Genomic DNA, 20,586 nt, shown 5'->3' on the forward strand with positions numbered 1-20,586 from the left:
TCCCTTTGATTACAATTCGGCCAAATGCTCTTTTCGTGCCAACGTGACTGACCGCTTGCCACTCCTTAACTATGCGGGTTATCTGCGGGATTTCAAGCAGCAACGGCTAATTCACAAGCGTCTCAAGCTCCACAGGAAGTAGGCGCCACCCAGCAGCGAGGCCATGAGGCCGGCGGGCACTTCTTGGGGAAACAGCAGCTGACGTCCGACCCAATCCGCCGAAATCATCAGCAGCGCGCCCACCAGCATGGCACCCACCAGATGCTGCCGCGCGCGAGCGAATCCCAGCAGCCGGGCCAGATGCGGCGCGAGCAGCCCGATAAACGACAAGGGGCCTACCACCAGGGTGGCGCAGGCGGTCAGCAGGGCGACAAGTCCCAGCAGCGCGAGCCTGGCCAGGGTCAGGTGAATGCCCAGAGCGCGCGAGGTGGCGGCGCCCAGAGGCAGGATATCCAACCAGCGGGCGAAGGGCAGGCTGGTGGCCCCCAGCAGCAGCGCCAGCAGGATGATGACCGTGGCGGTGGGCAGGTCGACGTAATAGGTGGAGCCGGACAGCCAGGCCAGTACCTGAATGCCGCGCGGATCGCCGCCGGCGAGAAGAATAGCGCGCACCGCGTCGAACAGGGCGGTGATGGCCACCCCGGTGAGCAAGAGGCGCTCCGGCAGGAAGCCACTGCGCCGGTTGAGCAGGATCAGTGCCAGCAGTGTGATCGCCGCCCCCAGGGTGCCCATGCCCAGGAGCGTCCACTGGCTCGGCGAGCGGTTGAGGAAGATGGTGATCATCAGGGCGATGGCGGCGCCGCCGCTGATGCCCAGCACCTCGGGGCTGGCCATGGGGTTGGCGCTGAGCCGCTGGATCAGCGTGCCGGCGATGGCCAGCAGGATGCCGCTTCCCGCCGCCGCCAACAGCCGAGGCAGGCGCCACTGGATGATGTCCCACTGGCCTGGGGACAGCCACTGCCACCCCTGACCGCCATGGCCCAGCAGCAGGGCGAGAAGCGACGCCAGAACGATACTTCCCAGCAGCACGAGGCCCAGGCGTAAAGGTGCCGGATGGCGCTTGCCGAGACTGGCGCCACGGCTGGCGGGGCGGTCGCTGGTCAACTTCAGTCGCGGCAGCAGCCAGAGCAGCAATGGTGCCCCGAGCAGCGCCGCGGTGGCGCCGGTGGGAATCAGCATCGGAAAGCCTTGGGTGAACTGCTGCACGGCTTGGTCGGTGATCGCCAGCATCAGCGCCCCCAGCAGGCTGCCCCACAAAAGGCGCTGCGTCAGGCGTCTCGCCCCGGCCAGCCGCACGATGGCCGGCGCCGCCAGGCCGATGAAGCCGACGACGCCCACCGCGCTGACCACGCAGGCGGTCAGGAAAATCGCCACCCCCAGCCCGCCGACGCGCAGCCAGCCTAGCGAGGCCCCCAGGCTCGAGGCGCTGGCGTCGTCGAGTTCCAGCACCCTCAGAGCGCGGCTGAGCAGCAGGGCCAGGCCGGTGCCGACCAGCAGGCGCGGCAGCAGGAAGCCGGCGCCGCTCCAGTCGTTCTGGGAAAGCGATCCGGCCCCCCAGATCAATATGCCCTTGAGCTCCTCCTGATAAAAAAGCAGCAGCACGACGCCAAGAGCGGCGGCGTACAGATTGATCACCAGCCCTGCCAGCACCACCACCACCGGGGCGAAATCCCGCTTCCAGGTCAGCGCGAAGACCAGCCCCATGGCACCGATTCCACCTCCGAGTGCGACCCATTCACGGCCCCATATCATCAGCCCCGGCGCCGTCAGGGTCGCTGTCATAAGCGCCAGGCTGGCGCCCTGGGTTACCCCCAGGGTCGTGGGGGAGGCCAGGGGATTGCGCAGCACCTGCTGCATCAGTACCCCGGCCAGGGACAGGCCCGCCCCGGCCAGCAGCGCCATCACAAGTCGCGGCCACCAGCTGTAGTGCAGCACCGTCTGGTTCAGGGTATCGCCAGGAGAAAATAGCGCCGCCAGGGAAACCACTAGTCCTTCGGTGGCGAAGACCCACGCGATCAACGCTGCCAGAATCAGCGTTAGCAATAAGCAGATTCCTGCCGGGCCGAGACGAGTCAGCAGGCCGCGCCGCCGATAGTAGGGTAGGGTAGCATCAGGCATCGTCGGCGCCCTTTGTCAGCAGCCGGCCCAGCAGGCGGGTGAAGCGTTGCAGCGAGGGCAGGGCGCCGAAACTCCAGGTTTCCGGCAGGGTGCCGACGCCATGCGGGTTGCGGGCGATAAGCCGCCGCCACAGGCCGCTATGGGCAAGAGCGGGCTCGACTCCCATCGGCAAGGGCTCGACGATGACGATCCGCGCCTCGATTGTCGCGAGTTCCTGCAAATCGATCAACGCGAAGCCGTAGGCGTTGGTGTCGCCTTGCCAGGCGTTGGTCAGGCCCAAACTGTCGAGGGCCACCTGAAACAGGCCGTGATCGCCGAAGACCCGCAGATGGCGGTCGTCGCTGAACTGCACGATCAGAAGCGGCGTATCCCGGTAGGGCGCCAGACGTTTTCGCCAGGTAGCGAATAGCGCCCGGGTGTCGTCGATCAGCGTTTCGGCGGATTGGGGAGAATCGCTGATCTCCCCCAGCCTCCGGGTCAGTGCCAGCAAGGTCGGCCAGACGTCCTGCTCGGTATTGTAGAGGCCGAGCTGATGCACCGGCGCGATGCGGGAAAGCCGCGGCTCAAGCGAACTGAAGCGCGGCGACATGAGGATGACGTCCGGTTCGAGCGCCGCCAGCTGCTCCAGATTTGGCTGGTTGCGCAGGCCGATGTCCTGCACGCCCTGCGGTGCTCGCGGTTCCCCCACCCAGGCGTTGTAGATGTTCGGACTGGCCATGGCCAGAGGGGTGACGCCGATACCCAGCAGGGTTTCCGCCAGGGCCCAGTCCAGAGTGGCGATACGCGGCTTCGCCAAGGCCGGGCCGCTGCTAAGCAGCGTCAGAAATACCAGCCACGCCAGCCCCAGGCGCAGCGGGAAAAGGATACGAGCGCAGGCCATGCTCAGTTCACGACAGCGATCGGATGACGGCTTTGGGGCGAGGCGAGAATCTGCATGGCGATGCCGTAGATGGACTGCAGGGTGGCGGGGCGCATGATGCGCTCCGGCGCCCCCTGTTCCAGCAGTCGGCCGCTGTGCAGGGCGACCAGATGATCGCAGTAGCGAGCGGCCAGGTTGATATCGTGCATCACGATGATCACGCCCAGGTCGAGCTCTTGGGAGAGGGTCTTGACCAGGCTCAGCACCTCGATCTGGTGGGCGATGTCCAGCGCCGCCAAGGGTTCGTCCAGCAGCAGGAAACGGCTGCCCTGGGCCAGCAGCATGGCCAGCCATACTCGCTGGCGCTCGCCGCCGGAAAGCGTGTCCACCAGCCGATCGGCGAAGGCCTCGGTATGGGTCAGCGCCATGGCCCGCTCGATCTGACGGGTATCTTCCGCGCTCTTGCGCCCCAGCAGGCCGCGCCAGGGGTAGCGGCCGAAATCGATCAGCTCGCGTCCGGTGAGGTTCTCCGTGGCGGGTAGATGCTGCGGCAGGTAGGCCACCTGGCGGGCGAATTCCCGCTTGCCCCAGCGGGAAAGCGGCTTGCCGTCGAATTCGATATCGCCCTGGCTGATGGGCTGCTGGCGGGCCAGCAGCTTGAGCAGGGTCGACTTGCCGGAACCGTTGTGGCCGATCAGGCCGTACAGCCTGCCTTGGGAGAAGGCGAGATCCACAGGATGCAGAATCCGTTTGTCGTCGATCGCGAAGGACGCGGCGTTGACATTGAACATGGTGGACTCCGCAGCAGATTGAGTGAACGCGGGGATGTCGAAGAAAATCTCGCCGCAGAAAGATAATCTAAACAAGAATGTTTATCAATATCAATCATTGGTGGTAACGCGCAGCTGCGACTACTGGTGCTACTAGGGCGAATCCCGTAGCGTGATCGGCAGTCTGAGCTATCGCTGGTAATCCCTGATGTCATCCAATCAGAGTTTTCACGCCCTGGTACGCCTGCTGCGCTATGCCAGGGGCTATCGTCGTCGGATCGCCGCCGCCGCCACCTGCTCGATCGTCAACAAGCTGTTCGATATCGCTCCGGAGATTTTGATCGGGGTGGCCATCGACGTGGTGGTCAACCAGGAGGACAGCTTCGTCGCCGGGCTGGGTTTCACCACGGCGAGGGAGCAGATTCTGGTGCTCGGGGTGCTGACCTTCTTCATCTGGGCCGGGGAGTCGCTGTTCGAATACCTCTACCAGATTCTGTGGCGCAATCTGGCCCAGCGGCTGCAGGCGGACCTACGCCAGGATGCCTACGAGCACGTGCAGCGACTGGACATGGGCTTCTTCGAGTCGCGAAGCTCCGGGCAACTGGTGGCGACCATGAACGACGACGTCAACCAGCTCGAACGCTTCCTCGACGGCGGCGCCAACGCCATGATCCAGGTGGGCGTGACGGTGGTAGCGGTAGGGGCGGTATTCTTCGTGCTCTCGCCGCTGATCGCGCTGCTGGCCTTCACGCCGATTCCGCTGATCGTCTGGGGTGCCTTCTACTTCCAGCGCAAGGCCGGGCCGCTGTACGGCGAGGTTCGCGAACGGGTCGGCGAGCTGGCCAGCCGGCTTTCCAACAATATTGCCGGCATCGCCACCATCAAGAGTTTCACCGCGGAGCGTCGCGAGGCGGAGCGGCTGCGCGCCGCCAGCGAAGCCTACGTCGAGGCCAACGTCCGGGCGATTCGCCTCAGTTCCGCCTTTATTCCGATCATCCGCATGGCCATTCTCGCCGGCTTCCTGGCGACTTTCATGGTAGGCGGCATGATGGCGCTGCGGGGGGATCTCAACGTCGGCGCCTACGGCGTGCTGGTGTTCCTCACCCAGCGTCTGCTGTGGCCGCTGACCGGTCTGGCTCAGGTCATCGATCTGTTCGAGCGCGCCATGGCCAGCACCCGGCGCATTCTCGATCTGCTGGCGACGCCGATCCGGGTACGCGACAACGCCGAAACGTCATTGACCCAGCCGGTGCGCGGGACGGTGACCTTCGAAAACCTGAGCTTTCGCTACGCGACGGGCGGCGCCGGTATCGAGGGAATCGATCTCGAGGTGCCGGCGGGTCATACCCTGGCTCTGGTGGGAGCAACCGGCTCCGGCAAGTCGACCCTGATCAAGCTGCTGCTGCGCTTCCACGACCCGGACGCCGGGCTAATCCGCATCGACGATCAGCGGATCGATACGCTCAGCCTGAACTCGCTGCGCGGGGCCATCGGCCTGGTCAGCCAGGAGGTCTACCTGTTCGAAGGCAGCGTGCGGGACAATATCGTCTACGGAAGACCGGACGCCCCGCAGGCGGCCATCATCGAGGCGGCGAGGACGGCGGAGGCCTGGGACTTCATTCAGGCGTTGCCCAACGGCCTCGACACCCTGGTCGGCGAGCGCGGCGTGCGTCTTTCCGGCGGCCAGCGCCAGCGGCTGTCCCTGGCTCGGGCGCTGCTCAAGGACCCGCCGATCCTGGTGCTCGACGAGGCCACCAGCGCCGTGGACAACGAGACCGAGGCCGCCATCCAGCGCTCCCTGTCGCGCATCGCCCGTGGTCGCACGGTGATCGTGATCGCTCATCGGCTGTCGACCATCGTGCACGCGGACGAGATCGTGGTGATTCACGCGGGGCGAGTCGTGGAGCGCGGTAGCCATGAAACGCTGCTCGAAGAAAATGGACGCTACGCGGCCCAGTGGCGGGTGCAGACCGGCGTCCTGGAGTCGGCTATGCCGTTGGTCTGACGGAGCCGAACGCCCGGCAAGACCCAAGGATTTGATGATAGCCGGCTCGGGGGGCTAAGATGAGGATGATTTTTATTGTTGTGTGAACCCGCTGCCATGTCATGCATCGGCAACAACGCTCATGACATGGAATGTCAATTTACCCCTGATTCAAAAGGTGATGCATCATGCCACATTCACTACCCGATCTTCCCTACGCCTATGATGCCCTGGAACCCCACATCGATGCGATGACCATGGAGATCCACCATTCGCGGCATCATCAGACCTACGTCAACAACCTCAACGGCGCCCTGGAAGGCACCGGTCTCGAGGACAAGCCGGTGGACGAGCTGATCAGCGATCTCGACCAGGTGCCCGAGGACAAGCGCCAGGCGGTGATCAACAACGGCGGCGGCCACGCCAACCACTCGATGTTCTGGAAGATGATGTCCGCCCAGGGCGGCGGCCAGCCGCAAGGCCAGGTGGCGAAGGCCATCGACAGCGAACTGGGCGGCTTCGACGCCTTTAAGGAAAGCTTCACCAAGGCAGCCCTGGGTCGTTTCGGCAGCGGCTGGGCCTGGCTGAGCGTCACCCCGCAGAAGTCCCTGGTGGTGGAGAATACCTTGAACCAGGATAGCCCGCTGATGCACGGCAACACCCCGGTGCTGGGGCTGGACGTCTGGGAGCACGCCTACTATCTGAAGTACCAGAACAAGCGTCCGGACTATATCGAAGCCTTCTATAACGTCATCGACTGGGAAGAGGTCGAGCGCCGTTATCAGGCTGCCGTAAGCTGATCACGCAAGCTGACAGGTCGATAAGAAGAACCGGGGTTCGCCCCGGTTCTCTTGTTTCCGGCGACGGTCGGAAAACCCTCAAGTTGTTTCCTTGGTAGACATGGTGCATGCCTTCCAGCGGCAGAGTGGCTGCCTCGACGGGTATCAACGATTATCCGAGAATGAGGCAAGCAGAGTGCTTTACCAGCCTAGCCAGCCGCGCAGGCGCTGACCGGCGGAACGCTGTGAGGCGGCCGGGCCCGCCTTGTTCGATAGTCGGGACGAAGCTTCCTTGAGCGGCATCATGATCGCTTCGAGATGATGGCGGCACAGCTGGCGGTTGACCGCGGCGGGGCACTGGGCCATCAACAGGCTGCAGTGATAGATTGCGGTATCCAGTGCCTGACATACTTCAGGCAAGGGTGCCGCGTCGCTACGACAGCGCTGCAGTTCGTCGGAAAGCATGCCTAGCAACTGCGCATCGAGCCAGCAGGGGGTGTCTTCGCTCTTTGACGAGTTCTCCACCGTGCCTAGTACGGCCTGGAAGGAGACATGCAGGAAAATGCAGCTGTAATAGAGCCGAGAATGTTCCGAAGTCATGACGGCAGCGTCTTTGATGAGATTAATTATCATTATCGTGAGATAGCCGCTTCTTGTCAAATGTTTCTTGTTGAAGGCTTTAGCAGCGGGCAGTTGCCGCAGTAGTCGAGTTCCGGTATCAGGTAACGAATACAGCACAGCCGGCGTACCCGCTTGCGCGAGCCGTCCAGCTGTTCGATATAGCGCACTGGCCGATAGAGGGGGTTGCAGCGACCACCGGGCAGAATGCGCCGCTCCAGCAGCTGTCGGGCGGGAGCGCCGGCATCCTGCTCCGCGGCGGGATGCCGATGCAGTTGGCTGGTGAGAGTCTCGAAGGTGTTGCCGGCGTTGCTCCAGAAGACCCGTGGCGAGGCGCCGGAAATGGACGCCAGTGCCTTGATCATTGGTGTCAAGGCGTCGTTCATAAGATGCGCGAAGCGTTCGAAAGGCTCATGGCTGGTCAGGGGAGCGCCTTCATTGCGCAGGATCAGCCGCTCTGGGCGAGACTGCGCGTTCAACGTCACGTAAAGCCGCTCCGGTATCAGACAAAGCTCCCGCTCCAGCAGCAGATTGGCCAGCAATGCCGGTACCAGCAGGGTGTTGAAATACCATTTCGACCACTGGCTGGCGGCGCCGCGTCTGTCCTGCTTGATGTATTGCCGACCGAAATTCTCCACCGCCCGCTGCAGCCGGTCCGGGGCAAGCAGCGCCGCTACGGAGATCGCCTCACTCGGCGGCGTGGCGGCGATCAGAGGCGGCGCCAAGGCATCCAGCGGCTCCACGTAAAGCGTTTTCAAGATGCCGGTTGGGGAGGGGGCGTGCATGCAAGACGGCTCGATCAGTAATCCATGCTCCAACTCAGGGTGTAGGTACGCCCACGGCCCTGATAGTCGAACAGATACTCCGGCCCGAAGTTCGGCGAATAGAATTGCACCGCGCGCTGCCCCCAGACAGTGGAATAGTCCTTGTCCAATAGGTTCTCCACACCGAAGTTCAGCTCGCCGATGCCCATCCGGTAGCCCATGGTCAGGTCCAGGGTGGTATAGCCGTCGATTTCCTGGTCCGCGTCGTCCTCGAGATCGAAGTTGTGGTTGGCCTGCAGGCGCACGGAACGCTCGTAGTCCGTCCAGCCCAAGAAGGCGGTAGCGGAAGATACGGAGGCATAGCGCACGTCCCGCTTGTCCCAGTCGCCGTCGTTCTTCTGCTCGGAGCGCACCAGGTGCAGGGTGCCGCCGGTTTCGAAGCCGTTGTCGAAGTAGCGAGTCACGGCGCCCTCGAAGCCGTAATCGCGCTTCTTCTCGTTGATCACGGAAACGCTCAAGTCGTCGTTGTTCTCCACCGCCTTGTCGGACCAGGCATAGTAGATGGCCGCCTGGCCCATCCAGCTGTCGCCGCGGTAGCGCCAGCCGAGCTCCACCTGATCGGTTTCCACCGCGTCCAGCGGGTTTTCGCCGACGCTGATATTCGGTGCCTTGCCATAGTACTTGGCCGGGTCCGGCAGCTCGAAACCCTGGCTGTAGCGCAGCCAGGTCTGATGGTCGCCGAAATCGTAAAGAACGCTGGCGTTGAACAGGGTGGCATCATAGTCGTTGTCGCCGCCGGGAATTTCCACCCCGACCCGCTCACCCAGCTGGTTGTAGTTGCGCAGGGTGAAGTCGTCTACGTCGACTTCCATATGCTGCTGACGCACCCCGGCAGAGAGCTTGAGTGCCTCGGTGGCCTGCCAGTCGCCCTGGAGGAAACCGGAGAAACCGTCGACCTCGTAGCTCGGATAACGCTCTTCGGTGCGGGACTCCTGCTGTACCAGACCGCCGCTGGCGTCCGTGGCGGGAATATCGAAGAACATCTGATTGGCGTCGAACTCTTCGTGTTCGTAGTCGACGCCGTAGGTGAGACTGACGGTCTCGGTCAGGTCCGCGTCGAACAGCGCCTTGATGCCGCTGAGCTTGGTGTTCTGCTCGGAGGTGGCGAATTCGGTACCGAAACGACCCTCCAACGGCAGCGGGCGCGGGTAGGGGAAGGCGTTGAAATCCGCTTCCTCTTCGCGATAGAACGCCTGCAGGTAGAAATCCTGACCCAGCAGATTGCCGTGATGGTACTGGGCGTTGACCATCTTGCGTTCCGTGGAGGGGCTGCGGTCCGAGTCGAAGCCGTCGCGAATCTCCGCGCCATCGAGACTCGGAATAGGCGCCTGGGCAATGTTCGGAAAATAGATGCCCCGGTCGCCTTCATAACGAGAGCGATAGATCTGGCCGGTCAGCTGCAGGTCCTGTTCCGGCGTCAGCTGGGCATTGACGTTGCCCAGTACGTCGATACTGCGATTGTCCTGCAGGTCGGTCTGAGTGATATCCGGAAAGATTTCGTCGCCGTCGCCGTCGTAGAAGCGGCCGTGATCCTCGTAGCCCACGCCGAGATAACCCTGCAGCCGCTCGCTGCCGCCGCTGACGGACTGCTTGAGGCCCTTGTCGAAATCGTCGCTATCGTTGAAGCCGCTTGAGACGCTGGCGCGGGTTCGCCAGTTCGGACCCCCGCTTTCTCCCTTGCGGGTAATGATATTGACGATACCACCGGTGGCGCCGCCGCCGTACAGGCTGCTGGCGCCGGAAAGCACCTCGATTCGCTCGATATTGAAGGGGTCGATGGAATCGAATTGACGGGAAAGGCCACGAGAGCTGTTCAAGGAAACCCCGTCGATCAACACCTGCACGCTGCGCCCGCGCAGGTTCTGGCCAAAGTTGGTGCGCCCCTGGGGCGCCAGATCCATGCCCGGCACCAGGCGGCCCAGGGTAGTCTTGAGGTCCGCGCCGGTATTGAGCTGCTGCTGAATCTCGTCGCGCTCGATGACCCAGACGGCGCCGGGAATCTGGCTGATCTGTGTCGGCGTGCGCGATCCAACCACTACCATGGTGTCCTGCGCTTCCTGAGCCTGCAGCCCAATGGACGCGCTGCCGGCAAGCACGGCCACCCCGACGGAAAGACGTTTTTTCATTCCCTGTTCCCTTGATTGATAACGCTTATCACTAGCAGCTACTCGCCGGCGATGATAATCATGTCAATCAAGAAAAACAATAATAGTCATTCTCATTTATAATTTGAAATTGACTCATCTACTCAGGATCAGACATCCCGTCGCTATTTCTGAGTACGGCTTCCAACGTGATCGGTATTTCATCCCCAAGCTGCTCGTAACCGAGTAGTTGCAATATGGTGCGCGCATTCGAGTTGGCCATTATCTGCTGCCCGTCCAGCACGATGCGCTGAGCGTTGGTGACACGTATCAGATCCGGAGATTCTCGAGTAAAGCGTAGTTCCACGGGCGCCTGCCGCTCTTTTTCCACCTGGGACTCCGCCTTGAACTGCAGGGTTTCGGTCAGGGATTCGCCAACCGCAAGCTCGTCGAGACGTTGGGGTGGGATATGCGTGATCACCGTCGCTGCGGGTCTATCCGCTACACGGCTGAACCAGGACGGCAAGGGTTCCAGGGTTTCCATGGCTTCCAGCTGATTCAAGCGGAGCGGCATGCTCAGGTTGCCTTCGCTGTCGATGCTGCCTTCCAGCTGGTGTATTCGATGCTGATGCGGGACCGGGCCCTCCGGCGTGATCTCCACCACCGTGGCATCCACGTGGGACGCATCCGGTTCCAGCTTCCAGGCCGCCTGGACAGGCAGTATCCAGGTAAAGGCAAACAGACTCAGCACTCCAATCGAACAACGGGTAACTCGCGCCATGGGCTATCTCCTCTATCACACAGACCCCGATGATAGCTCGGACCGCGCAACAGCGTGAGATGAGATATTCAAGCTGGTCTCGTATGTAAGCTTCCGTTATTATGTGCCACCTCACTCCGGGCCTATAGCTCAGTTGGTTAGAGCAGGGGACTCATAATCCCTTGGTCGCAGGTTCGAGTCCTGCTGGGCCCACCAATGAAATCAGCATCTTACGAATTCTCGCTGGTGAGTCCCATAGTCCAAGGGTACAGTTTCGGTACAGTGCCGATCCTTCAGTCCCCTGGAGACTTTCATGGCCACCATCGTCAAGACCCCTGCCGGCAGCTGGAAAGCCGTCATCCGTAAGACCGGCTGGCCCACCACCGCCAAGACCTTCCGCACCAAGCGCGACGCCCAGGACTGGGCACGCCGCACCGAAGACGAGATGGTACGTGGTGTCTATATCCAGCGCAGCGCCTCGGAGCGCATGACGCTCGAAGCCGCCCTCAAGCGCTACCTGGCCGACGTCACCCCCACCAAGAAGCCCAGCACCCAGAAGAGCGAGCGTCACAAGGCCAATACGCTGATCGAGCACCTGGGCAAATATTCCCTCGCGGCCCTAACGCCGGAGCTTATCGCCAACTTCCGTGACACCCGCCTGAACAGCATCGGCCATCGTGGTCAGCCGATCAGCGCCAATACCGTGCGCCTGGAACTCGCCCTGCTTGGCCACCTCTACACCGTGGCCATCCAGGAATGGGGCCTCGGCCTGACCTACAATCCCGTTCAGAACATCCGCAAGCCCAGCCCGGGGGAAGGGCGCGACCGCCGCCTGAGCGCCGACGAGGAGAAGCGGCTTTTTGCCGTGCTCAGGCAGCACAGCAACCCCATGCTGGCCTGGATCGCCAGAATCGCGCTGGAGACGGGTATGCGCTCCTCGGAGATCCTGACCCTCACTCGCTCACAGGTCGACGTGAAACGCCGCGTGGTGCGCCTCACGGACACCAAGAATAACGAAGCCCGCCTGGTGCCACTGACCCAGGCCGCCACCGAGGTGTTCAAGCAGGCGCTGAACAATCCGGTGCGCCCGCTCGACTGCGACCTGGTGTTCTTCGGCGAGCCTGGAAAGGATGGCAAGCGCGGCCCCTATGCCTATACCAAGCTCTGGAACCAGGCGAAGAAGAAGGCTGGGCTTGATGACTTTCGCTTTCACGATCTACGCCATGAGGCCGTCAGCCGGCTAGTCGAGGCAGGACTATCCGATCAGGAGGTCGCCGCGATCAGTGGTCACAAGTCGATGCAGATGCTGAGGCGGTATACACACTTGCGGGCCGAGGACTTGGTTGAGAAGCTGGATAAAACGATCAGTTTTAGTTCGGTGTGAAAATTGGTGTTACTACCTTTCACTTCGGCTAAAGATAAAATCTTTAAGTTCGTATTAGGGCAGTTTGGTGTTTGCTATTATTGATTGTTAGTTTTATGTGTGGGTAAATAATTGTTGCGGAGATTTTTGTGTGTTCTTATATTTAATGTGAAATATCTTGGTGCGGATAATTATCAAAAAATATTCCATGATAACTAAGTTAATCGCGGGTGCCAAATGAATAGCAGGAAGCCATCTAGTAATGAACGTATTAATTTTCGGACAGGAGTGCCTGACATCCTATATAGGCAAGCCGGAGGCCGATGTTCAGTCCCGCGCTGCAAAAATCCTACAATGGGTCCGTATTATGAAAAGGATGGCGTCGTAAATATGGGTGTCGCTTGCCATATATATAGCGCTTCGAAGAATGGCCCTAGAGGTCAAGGTGGGAAGAGCGAAGAGTTTATAAGCAGTGAGAAAAATGGGATATGGTGTTGTCAATATCATGGTGCATTAATTGATAAAAATAAGGGTGGTGACTACCCGGCTGAGGTTCTTTTCGCCTGGAAGGAACTTGCAGAGGCCCGTGTTAGAAAGCAAATGAATGATTCGCCATCTCCACTTGGCTGGGTAGAGTCGATAGAGTTAACCTCATTTTCAATACTGAGCCCCTTGCCGAAAATAAATTTGTATAGAAATACTTTGATGTGGGGGAAGCACGGTAGTGGAAAGACTTCATTGCTCGAGATCGCTGCTTCTGTCACGAATTCATGTTTTGCAGAACGGTTTGTTAATACGAAAAGGCTAAGTGAGTGTGGAGAAAGTTATCCAGCTACTATCTCCGGAAAGGTTGTCTATTCTACGGTTGATAATTTTGACAAAGAAATTTTTGTAGAGGTTAAGGGTCCTGTTATATCGAGATGCGACGGGTCCAGGACTTATCTTCTTCCACCCGGCGATTTAGAGATAATATACTGCTCCTTCTCAAATGCAAGAAAACAGGAAGGGGAAGATGATGTCGATTTTTTCATGAGAGCTCTTGGTGTAGATAAGAGTGCTCTTTATTCCCTATGTGATATTGGTACAAAGACAATTATTCCAGGTGACATAAGGTTATCTGTTTCATACGCATATGATGATGAAAATGACAAAGAATATATAGAGCGGAAGAGCGATGGAGAACCTTGTTATAATCTTGAGATTAAAGTTGAAGGCCGGGAGTTTTATGTTACATATAATGGCTTGTCAGGTAGTGAGAAAGGTCGTTTGATTATAGATTTGATGATAACAAAGGCGCGTGAGATTTGTAAGGAGCGCCTGACCTTGTTGTTAATTGAAGAGGTTTCTTATAACTTCGACGAAAGTAACTTTGAACGTCTTCTTGTTTCGCTTTCTAAAGAAGATTTTCAATCTGTTGTTTTAGTGCCTCCCGCAAGAGAAAATGAGATTTTGGATAATTCTGCTGAGCTGCCGTCTCTTAGAGATAAAGAATACCTTAGAAAGTGGAGCTTAGCGGTAGTAGGAAAAAATGATTGTTGAATAGATTTCACTGTCTATATGAGAGTGATGGTACCCACCTGACACATGATCTCGTGGGTTACCTATAGTTAAGCAGTTTTTTTCGCTTTCTTGGCTCCTCTTTCGGTGTTTTGGGGAGCCTTTTCTTGATGATGGCACAGGGCTTCATTCCCCATACGTTGAGGCCTGTTGCGTTCGTTTTGAGTTGTAGCTGTACTAACGAGGCGGTTGTGGCATTCATTGGCCACAAGACCATGAAGATGTTGCTGTGGTATACGTATTTTAGTGTAGCCGAACTTGTCTCAAAACTAGATCGAATTCAAATTATTTAGCTCAACTTCTTCGTGTGGCTGGATGAGGTGATAATGGTGCGCTTACTGTCTCTTCTCCCGCCTGGAGGGAATGACGAGGGTTTGCTCGGCTGTTGTCTAGGTTTTTATCTAGTCTAATGACAATAGCTTGTTCCCTATGGTTAAGGTGGTGTCGAGCAGGCTATAAGAGAAGCCGCCCATATATTCGGAATAATAAGAATAATAATCTTATTATTCTTATTGTTATTTCCCCGTTCCGGTTGGCTCGATCTCATTGATGCGATAATTGTTAAATTTTGTTAACTGTTTAAGGCGCTGAAATTAATGAATTTTTATGCGCATCATTTCTTCAAAAGAATACACCTTGATAATCAATATATAGTGCATTGATTGCTGCGCAAAAGGCGTGCGCTTGAGCTTTGACTTTGCTTGGTTAGCATTGATTACGTCGATGTATGATTGATGGAGGGCTAGTCATGAAAGTCGAAGATTATCTTGTTGAGCGGTTCGGCCTACTGATGAGCATATCAGACCTGGCGGATCTTCTTGGTCGGTCGCCCGATGGCGTGAGGGTTTCTCTTTATTCAGACACTGAGGTCTCTCGAAAGCTGAAGCCGACGATGGTGAAGGTGGGGCGCCGTGTCTATTTCCGGACGCTCCAAGTAAAAGACGCCCTGGATTTGGAGCCTTCTGACTATGGCGCGTGTTAGTCCATCGGTAGTGCAGAAGATTCTGGGTAGGGTAGTTGCCTATCATGCCGCGTTCACGCTCCTTCCCGGCGTTTCAGTTCCTGGTGCAGTCTTCCTTAGCCAAGCATTTTACTGGACACGTAACACCAAGGCGGAGGAAAGAGGTGGGTGGTTTTACAAAAACCAGCGTGGCAGAGATAGTTGGGAGTCAGAAACTGGACTTTCTCCTAAGCAGCAGGCTAACGCTAGGAAATCGCTAGTGGAAATTGGCGTATTGGAGGAGGAGAGGCGAGATGTGCCTGCAAAAATGTGGTATCGGGTGAACTGCGAGCGCTTGCTTGAGCTTCTGGCAGAGCAATTCGACAAAGAGCCTTCTGGAAGTGGTTGTAATTCCCAGTTTTTCCCTTTGGTAGATTCTACTATCCCTTCTGGCCAATCTGGTGGTCAGGATGGTCAAACCTTGATTCGACCAAAGGGCAAATCTATTACAGAGAATACGACACAGAGTACATCAAGAAATAAAAGCGGGGCGGCCAAGGTCGAGAGTCATTCTGGGCCCGACTCAAAATTAACGCTGGCCGAGATGGCTGAGTTACTGGGCCAGCAAAGAGCAGACCTCATAGCCAGAAACTACGGCAGCGACAAAGTTGGAGCTCTTGCAGTAGAAGAAATGCGCAGAACCCTCCGCACATAGAATTCAAGCGGCGCGGAATGGGGGTGATGGCCCCGACCGCGCCTGACCACGACTGCCTGCATAGGAGGCATCCATGGCTAACAAACAGGGTATCACACCCGCCTACACCGACAGTGGCCTGTCGCGGCTGTACCGGTCACACGCGGTCGAACAGCATGCCATCCAGAGCGAGATTCGAGCTCTGGTGATCATCGCCGGCTACGCAAGCGATTTTCTGACCGAGGAGTTGGAAATCCTTCCCGAGGATTTCTTCACCTGCATCGAGGAGATGAAAGAGGTGATGGAGTCCATCGACCTGAAAAGCCTGGATTTTGAAAAACGGTCGCTCACGCTCCAGAGGACGAGACGGCGTCTGGAGGCCAAGGCGACCCGCCAGAATCGTCAAAAGGAGGTCTGATCATGAGCAACAAAATTTCGTGCGCACGAAAAATCGCTGGTTTCACCCTCGTGGCCGCCATCGGTCTATCCCAGCCCGCCATGGCAGGTGGTATTCCCGTCATCGACACGTCGAACCTGGCCCAGCAGATCCTGCAAGTAGAGCACATGCTGAGCCAGCTCGAACGACTGCAAGACCAGCTCGAAACGGCCAATAGGCAACTGGATAGCATGAACGGATCTCGGGGCCTGGCTAACGTCATCGACTCGGCCTATGACACCGCCGTGAACGTCGATCCTAATCAGGTGCTGAATGACGCCGGCATCAGGAGCGCCAACGAACACGGTCTGTCCGGCGACGTGGCGGACTTGTACGACAGCGGCAACCAGAACACGGCGACCTGGCTGGGCCAGTCCCAAAAGTCCTTGGAGCAGGCTCAGGAGCGTTTCAGCGAGCTGACCGGCCTGGTGGCCCAGGTCAACAACAGCCCTGACCAGAAGGACGTCCTGGACCTACAGGCCCGTATCGGCTCCGAGGAAGTCATGCTGCAAAACGAAATGGCCAAGCTGACCATGCTTCGTTCGCAAGCCGAGGCCAACCGGGCAATGCATAACCAGCGCGTTCAGCAAATGGCCATCGAGTCATCCGGCGAGACCCGTAATATCTGGTAAGGAGGCCCCATGAGTATCAGGAAATTTTCGTGTGCACGAAATTTTGTGATCGTCGCTCTGGCCAGCGTCGTGCTGACCGGTTGTCTTAACGACACCCCGGAAACCGGGCCAGTGCAGACTGTGGACTGGTATCAGGCCCACGACGACGAACGCCAGGCGATCCTGGGTATGTGCGCCAACAACCCCGGCGAGTTGAAAGACGACTCGAATTGCATCAATGCCAGGGAAGCCGAACGACTGCTGTCCAGTGGCGAATCTCGCGATATCTGGTAAGGAGGGCTTATGGATCTCTTTCAAGGGGCCTTCGAGCTCGTCGAAAATGCCCTGGATACCTATATATCCAGCACTGTTGGAGATGTGGTCGCATACATCGCACCGATCTTTACCAGCATGATGATCCTTTGGATTGCCATCTGGGGTTACATGATGATGTTTGGAAAGGTCAGTGAGCCCTTGCAGGAAGGTATTTTTCGCATCATCCGCATTGGCTTCATCATGACCCTGGGCCTGACAGTCGGCACCTATATGGATGTTGTCGTTGATGTGTTGGCTCATGGCCCGGAGGAAATCGCGGCTGTTGTAACTGGCACACCTGCCGACAGCATGGCCAGCATCATGGACGAACTCTTTTCTCGGGTATTCGAGATAGCAGACCGGGCCTGGGACAAGGCTGGCGTGATGAACGGTAATTTTGGATTGTACCTGATTGCCCTAGCCATCCTTGCCGCGGGTGGCGCCGTGGCCTTTATCGTGGCGTTCCTTATCTTGCTGAGCAAGATTATGACTACGCTGCTGCTGGGCATCGGCCCACTGTTCATCATTGGCCTTCTATTCAACACCACGCAGCGGTGGTTCGAGAGCTGGCTTGGTCAGGTGATGAATTTCGGGATGATACTGGTGCTTGCCGCCGCTGGCGGACGGCTGGCTCTCGAATTCTGTGAGTTGTTCCTGGACAGAATGACGGCAGGAGGCGGCGACCTGACCACTATGTGGGACGCTGCTGTCTTTGTGATGTTCTTCGGACTTTGCTTCTTGTTCCTCAAGCAAGTGCCTGCCATAGCGTCGGCCCTGGGCGGCGGTATCGCGTTGGCAACGCAAGGTGCCCTCGGTTCAGCCATGAACGCAATACGGCCTTCAACGATCCGGCGTCAATATCGCGGTGTCCAGCGTGACGCTCGCTTTGCGGGTGCGGCAGCAGCTGCTCCAGCGAAAGGTGTTTACAGGGTCGGTAGAGCTGCTCAGCGGGCCTATCAGAAGCGCTTCGGCGCCAACACGATCACGGGGGGATGAACGATGGGAGCTAAGTGGATCAACACCTGGCGCGCCCGCTGGGCGCGAGTAAAGCGAGGCGGTGAGCTGGGACTCTCAGGGATGCTACTGGTGGTGGGTGTTCTGCTGTCAGTGGCGTTGCTCCCTGAACTGCCTGGTTTGGTCGGCGGCATCCTTGCTGGCGATGGCGAGGCTACTCGTACCCTGTTTGTCTGTGCGGCCGGTATTGCCGTTTGCATGCTCCAGTGGCAGTGGCGCACGGCGATATATCCGCAACTCCGGCGTGATACATCTCAGAAGGAGACACCATGAGCTACCGGCGCCTGACACCCGAGGAGATCGAGGATCTACGAGCCGAGATGCGCGCCTCTGGACAGTGGATGAAAGCTGAGCTGGCCGAGCGTCGCCGGCAGCGCGCTGAATCTGAAGCGGGAGCTGGATCAACCGAGAGTGTTCAAAGTCCCCCCATGTCTAATGGCAAAGCCTCTGAATCAGCCCCGGGCGACGAGTAGGTGTGAGACAGGTCCGTCCGTATTACTAACGGACCAGCTCAGCGGGTTTTGAGCCCTTTCGTGTGTACGAAAAAGATGAATGGGTTTAGAGCTAGGGCAGGATTCGCGAACTGCCAGCACATGGTACCACCGCCCTGTTCGAAGCGCCGAAAAAGGGCACTGCCGGAGTCAAAATTTCGTGCGTACGAAATCCATGATCTTGTTTTGAGCTAGGGCAGGATTCGCGAAGTGTCAGCCGTTGCCGGCAGTGTGCTGGCATTTGGTACCAGATTCGATGAGCAGCACGTGATGAAGGATGACGAAATGACAGAAACAGCAGTGGTCAAGACCAGGCTGACACCGGGCGAGAAGGAAGCCTGGCAGCGCCTTTGTGAAGCATCTGGCCGTTCGGAGTCTGACGTACTACGGGAGATGATTCAGCGCGTCTGTGGGGAGAGCATTGCTGAAGAAGGGCGAGACATGATGCGGGGCCCCAAGTCCTGCAAGTTATCGATTCGACTGACTCGCCAGGAGCAGGAGCTTATCGCAGAGCGAGCCGCCTACGAGGGGTTCCCAAATCGCACTCGCTGGGCTTCGGCACTGATTCGGGCCACGCTGCTACGCCAGCCAGTCATGAACGAGGAAGAGCGCTCGGCCCTGATCCAGGCCTCTCTTTCACTGACTGACGTGATTGAAAACTCGGGCGGCAGCCGTTTGGGCTTACCTCGTATGCGGATCAAGGGTCAGAGTGAGGGAGAAATCAGCATCAAGGAGCTACAGGACAGAGTCTGGGAGGTTAACGAGCGCGTGATGGCACTGGTCTCCGGTGGACGAAAGCGTTGGAATCTGGTTTGAGCATAGGAGAATTGCAATGCCGCGATATAGTTTCAAGATCGATCCGTGCCCTCAAGAAGAAGGCTATGGCTGGGTCCTGAGGTACTTTGAGGATGATTGGGAGATCCCAGGATATGAGATTTTTGCTGTACCTCGCGATGTTGAATGGATGAAGAGAGTTGAATACGAAAACGCCAAGTTTGCCGGAGAGCTATGGATCGAAGAGATGGTAGAGGGAGGAGTGGATGTAGTAGAAGCTCAGGCTGAGAGCGAGCCAGACCCTAGTCAACTGAGCTTCAAACTCGAAAAATAATCGAAAGTGTGTCCAAGCTCCCACATTGCTGACAATTGGGATTGGCATATCAGTCTATGTCCCATGCCTGCTTCAGGCGCGTCACTGTATGCTCCCATTTTGGTGTCGTGGGTTTGCAGACAGTGTTCTGATTGCCGAACAGGCCGACTTCGCTGAATGCCTGCGAGGCAGGGAGTGAAGCGATCCAGCGGACCGGCACGAGATATTCCGCTGCCTCCTCGTCGTCTTCATCGATCACACCATGGATCTGCGGGTACTCGGTGGCCGTAGTGAGATCCTGGAGTCGCTGACTTCCCTGATCGGTTTGCACCGTGAAATGGTCGCCTCGGCAACGCTCCCCGGTCACCTCGGCCACGCCGACATAGCCGGTCTTGGGGATGTTGACCCAGACCCGGTCTCCCTCCGAGAGCATGGCGAGGGTCTTCGAGTACCAGGCCGCACCGCCGCCGGCGATGAAGCCATAGCGACGTGCCAGCTCCCAGGGGCGGTTATCGCCGAAGGAAGCGTAGAACTCGCCGTTCCAAGGCTCTTTACGTGCCTTGCGGACGGCCGGCTGGGGAGGTTCGTCCGGGTCGATCATCCAGGCGCGGCTCAGGTAATGATTGCCCTGGTCCTCGAAGGCGGCGAAGAACATGGCGTTGATCGAGAGCTGGGCATGCTCGTTGAGGTAGCTGATGATCCGCTCGCTGCTGGCGTCGAGCTGGGTGGCCACGACAACCAGCTGGTGATTCTCGTTGAGGGTGACACTGTCCAGCGTGATGCCGAACTTGGCCTCGAAAGCGTCCTCGAGCGACGTATGAGGGCGCTGATAGCGTTCGGCGAAGGTCTGGTAGATCTCGATCACCTGGTAGTCGGCTAGGGTGACGACCCACGAAGCATAGTCGATGGCCTGAGCCACCACGTCGCGGGGCGTCTTGTCGCGCTTGAGTTCGATGACGATGACCGTGCCGTTGGCATCGATCGCCATCAGGTCGATCAGCTTGTCGAAGCCGGTGCGTACCTGCCGGCCGATCAGCAGCCAGTCTTGATTGAGGATCGAGACATCCTGCATGATCTGATCTTCCAGCTGCCCCTCGTCGGCGAGCCCTGTGGGCCGTAGCTTCTGCGGCAGCTCACCCGTAGTACCTGCCAGCTTCCAGATTCCTTGCTCGATGGCCATCCAGGTGCCTCCTTGCGTTTGGTAGAGAAAAGCGTTGCCTCGCCCAGGGTGGTGCTCTACCATAGTTGTCAACACGGCCCCCGCCTCTTGGCTCTCACGAGC

The 20,586-nt window shown here is 58.3% G+C and carries 20 protein-coding genes and 1 tRNA gene; 13 read left to right on the forward strand and 8 right to left on the reverse strand.

What is annotated here, in order from left to right; genetic code table 11:
- Positions 1-111: 111 nt before the first annotated feature.
- Genes fhuB through FGL86_RS08640 form a run of 3 tightly spaced genes read right to left on the reverse strand, consistent with a single transcriptional unit; the run spans position 112 to position 3,768 of the window.
- The gene (fhuB, locus tag FGL86_RS08630) at positions 112-2,118 is read right to left on the reverse strand and encodes a Fe(3+)-hydroxamate ABC transporter permease FhuB (RefSeq protein ID WP_147184187.1); all 2,007 of its coding nucleotides are present in this window, start codon (positions 2,116-2,118) and stop codon (positions 112-114) included.
- Positions 2,111-2,998, reverse strand: a complete 888-nt coding sequence (locus FGL86_RS08635) for an iron-siderophore ABC transporter substrate-binding protein (protein ID WP_147184188.1) — start codon at positions 2,996-2,998, stop codon at positions 2,111-2,113. Before FGL86_RS08635 ends, fhuB begins: the two co-directional genes overlap by 8 nt.
- A 2-nt stretch (positions 2,999-3,000) precedes the next feature.
- The gene (locus FGL86_RS08640) at positions 3,001-3,768 is read right to left on the reverse strand and encodes an ABC transporter ATP-binding protein (protein ID WP_147184189.1); all 768 of its coding nucleotides are present in this window, start codon (positions 3,766-3,768) and stop codon (positions 3,001-3,003) included.
- A 187-nt stretch (positions 3,769-3,955) separates the two neighbouring features.
- Between FGL86_RS08640 and FGL86_RS08645 the strand changes: the two genes are divergently transcribed.
- Positions 3,956-5,752 (forward strand): ABC transporter ATP-binding protein, encoded by a 1,797-nt coding sequence (locus tag FGL86_RS08645; protein WP_147184190.1) that lies wholly within the window; start codon positions 3,956-3,958, stop codon positions 5,750-5,752.
- A gap of 167 nt (positions 5,753-5,919) precedes the next feature.
- On the forward strand, positions 5,920-6,531 hold the full coding sequence (locus FGL86_RS08650; protein ID WP_147184191.1) for a superoxide dismutase: 612 nt from the start codon (positions 5,920-5,922) through the stop codon (positions 6,529-6,531).
- A 180-nt stretch (positions 6,532-6,711) separates the two neighbouring features.
- Here the strand turns inward: FGL86_RS08650 and FGL86_RS08655 are convergent, their stop codons facing one another.
- From FGL86_RS08655 to FGL86_RS08670, 4 genes are all read right to left on the reverse strand, one after another.
- Entirely contained in the window at positions 6,712-7,110 is a 399-nt protein-coding gene (locus FGL86_RS08655; protein WP_147184192.1) for a hypothetical protein, read from the reverse strand.
- Positions 7,111-7,166: 56 nt separating this feature from the next.
- Positions 7,167-7,913: a siderophore-iron reductase FhuF gene (gene fhuF, locus FGL86_RS08660; RefSeq protein ID WP_147184193.1), complete on the reverse strand. Its 747-nt coding sequence runs from the start codon at positions 7,911-7,913 to the stop codon at positions 7,167-7,169.
- Positions 7,914-7,927: 14 nt separating this feature from the next.
- Positions 7,928-10,078, reverse strand: a complete 2,151-nt coding sequence (locus FGL86_RS08665) for a TonB-dependent receptor (RefSeq protein WP_147184194.1) — start codon at positions 10,076-10,078, stop codon at positions 7,928-7,930.
- A 118-nt stretch (positions 10,079-10,196) separates the two neighbouring features.
- Entirely contained in the window at positions 10,197-10,817 is a 621-nt protein-coding gene (locus FGL86_RS08670) for a hypothetical protein (protein ID WP_147184195.1), read from the reverse strand.
- A gap of 118 nt (positions 10,818-10,935) precedes the next feature.
- On the opposite strand from FGL86_RS08670, the gene FGL86_RS08675 reads away from it, so the two are divergent.
- From FGL86_RS08675 to FGL86_RS08730, 11 genes are all read left to right on the forward strand, one after another.
- Positions 10,936-11,012 (forward strand) — tRNA-Ile (locus tag FGL86_RS08675).
- 97 nt (positions 11,013-11,109) lie between these two features.
- A complete protein-coding gene (locus tag FGL86_RS08680; RefSeq protein WP_147184196.1) occupies positions 11,110-12,180 on the forward strand; it encodes a tyrosine-type recombinase/integrase in 1,071 nt (356 codons plus the stop codon).
- Between the two features lie 369 nt (positions 12,181-12,549).
- Entirely contained in the window at positions 12,550-13,698 is a 1,149-nt protein-coding gene (locus tag FGL86_RS08685) for a hypothetical protein (protein WP_147184197.1), read from the forward strand.
- Positions 13,699-14,464: 766 nt separating this feature from the next.
- Positions 14,465-14,698 (forward strand): plasmid-related protein, encoded by a 234-nt coding sequence (locus FGL86_RS08690; RefSeq protein WP_147184198.1) that lies wholly within the window; start codon positions 14,465-14,467, stop codon positions 14,696-14,698.
- Between the two features lie 238 nt (positions 14,699-14,936).
- A complete protein-coding gene (locus FGL86_RS08695) occupies positions 14,937-15,371 on the forward strand; it encodes a hypothetical protein (protein WP_147184199.1) in 435 nt (144 codons plus the stop codon).
- A gap of 73 nt (positions 15,372-15,444) precedes the next feature.
- On the forward strand, positions 15,445-15,768 hold the full coding sequence (locus FGL86_RS08700; RefSeq protein WP_147184200.1) for a hypothetical protein: 324 nt from the start codon (positions 15,445-15,447) through the stop codon (positions 15,766-15,768).
- Positions 15,769-15,770: 2 nt separating this feature from the next.
- The gene (locus FGL86_RS08705) at positions 15,771-16,418 is read left to right on the forward strand and encodes a TrbJ/VirB5 family protein (RefSeq protein WP_147184201.1); all 648 of its coding nucleotides are present in this window, start codon (positions 15,771-15,773) and stop codon (positions 16,416-16,418) included.
- 9 nt (positions 16,419-16,427) lie between these two features.
- Positions 16,428-16,691, forward strand: a complete 264-nt coding sequence (locus FGL86_RS08710) for an EexN family lipoprotein (protein WP_147184202.1) — start codon at positions 16,428-16,430, stop codon at positions 16,689-16,691.
- Positions 16,692-16,700: 9 nt separating this feature from the next.
- Entirely contained in the window at positions 16,701-17,708 is a 1,008-nt protein-coding gene (locus FGL86_RS08715) for a TrbL/VirB6 family protein (protein WP_147184203.1), read from the forward strand.
- A 719-nt stretch (positions 17,709-18,427) separates the two neighbouring features.
- Positions 18,428-19,033: a hypothetical protein gene (locus tag FGL86_RS08725; protein WP_147184205.1), complete on the forward strand. Its 606-nt coding sequence runs from the start codon at positions 18,428-18,430 to the stop codon at positions 19,031-19,033.
- Between the two features lie 16 nt (positions 19,034-19,049).
- Positions 19,050-19,325: a hypothetical protein gene (locus FGL86_RS08730; RefSeq protein ID WP_147184206.1), complete on the forward strand. Its 276-nt coding sequence runs from the start codon at positions 19,050-19,052 to the stop codon at positions 19,323-19,325.
- A gap of 49 nt (positions 19,326-19,374) precedes the next feature.
- Here the strand turns inward: FGL86_RS08730 and FGL86_RS08735 are convergent, their stop codons facing one another.
- Positions 19,375-20,484: a PDDEXK family nuclease gene (locus tag FGL86_RS08735; RefSeq protein WP_147184207.1), complete on the reverse strand. Its 1,110-nt coding sequence runs from the start codon at positions 20,482-20,484 to the stop codon at positions 19,375-19,377.
- Between the last annotated feature and the right edge of the window lie 102 nt (positions 20,485-20,586).

Source organism: Pistricoccus aurantiacus (genome assembly GCF_007954585.1).
GTDB lineage: Bacteria > Pseudomonadota > Gammaproteobacteria > Pseudomonadales > Halomonadaceae > Pistricoccus > Pistricoccus aurantiacus.

Bases quoted from the DNA above. Each gene is read 5' to 3' on its own strand.
- FGL86_RS08735 (WP_147184207.1), bottom strand. From the start codon at position 20,484: ATGGCCATCGAGCAAGGAATCTGGAAGCTGGCAGGTACTACGGGTGAG.
- FGL86_RS08700 (WP_147184200.1), top strand. From the start codon at position 15,445: ATGGCTAACAAACAGGGTATCACACCCGCCTACACCGACAGTGGCCTG.
- FGL86_RS08715 (WP_147184203.1), top strand. From the start codon at position 16,701: ATGGATCTCTTTCAAGGGGCCTTCGAGCTCGTCGAAAATGCCCTGGAT.
- FGL86_RS08650 (WP_147184191.1), top strand. From the start codon at position 5,920: ATGCCACATTCACTACCCGATCTTCCCTACGCCTATGATGCCCTGGAA.
- FGL86_RS08710 (WP_147184202.1), top strand. From the start codon at position 16,428: ATGAGTATCAGGAAATTTTCGTGTGCACGAAATTTTGTGATCGTCGCT.
- FGL86_RS08680 (WP_147184196.1), top strand. From the start codon at position 11,110: ATGGCCACCATCGTCAAGACCCCTGCCGGCAGCTGGAAAGCCGTCATC.
- FGL86_RS08655 (WP_147184192.1), bottom strand. From the start codon at position 7,110: ATGACTTCGGAACATTCTCGGCTCTATTACAGCTGCATTTTCCTGCAT.
- FGL86_RS08635 (WP_147184188.1), bottom strand. From the start codon at position 2,998: ATGGCCTGCGCTCGTATCCTTTTCCCGCTGCGCCTGGGGCTGGCGTGG.
- fhuF (WP_147184193.1), bottom strand. From the start codon at position 7,913: ATGCACGCCCCCTCCCCAACCGGCATCTTGAAAACGCTTTACGTGGAG.
- FGL86_RS08645 (WP_147184190.1), top strand. From the start codon at position 3,956: ATGTCATCCAATCAGAGTTTTCACGCCCTGGTACGCCTGCTGCGCTAT.
- FGL86_RS08690 (WP_147184198.1), top strand. From the start codon at position 14,465: ATGAAAGTCGAAGATTATCTTGTTGAGCGGTTCGGCCTACTGATGAGC.
- fhuB (WP_147184187.1), bottom strand. From the start codon at position 2,118: ATGCCTGATGCTACCCTACCCTACTATCGGCGGCGCGGCCTGCTGACT.
- FGL86_RS08640 (WP_147184189.1), bottom strand. From the start codon at position 3,768: ATGTTCAATGTCAACGCCGCGTCCTTCGCGATCGACGACAAACGGATT.
- FGL86_RS08685 (WP_147184197.1), top strand. From the start codon at position 12,550: ATGGGTGTCGCTTGCCATATATATAGCGCTTCGAAGAATGGCCCTAGA.
- FGL86_RS08670 (WP_147184195.1), bottom strand. From the start codon at position 10,817: ATGGCGCGAGTTACCCGTTGTTCGATTGGAGTGCTGAGTCTGTTTGCC.
- FGL86_RS08730 (WP_147184206.1), top strand. From the start codon at position 19,050: ATGCCGCGATATAGTTTCAAGATCGATCCGTGCCCTCAAGAAGAAGGC.
- FGL86_RS08705 (WP_147184201.1), top strand. From the start codon at position 15,771: ATGAGCAACAAAATTTCGTGCGCACGAAAAATCGCTGGTTTCACCCTC.
- FGL86_RS08665 (WP_147184194.1), bottom strand. From the start codon at position 10,078: ATGAAAAAACGTCTTTCCGTCGGGGTGGCCGTGCTTGCCGGCAGCGCG.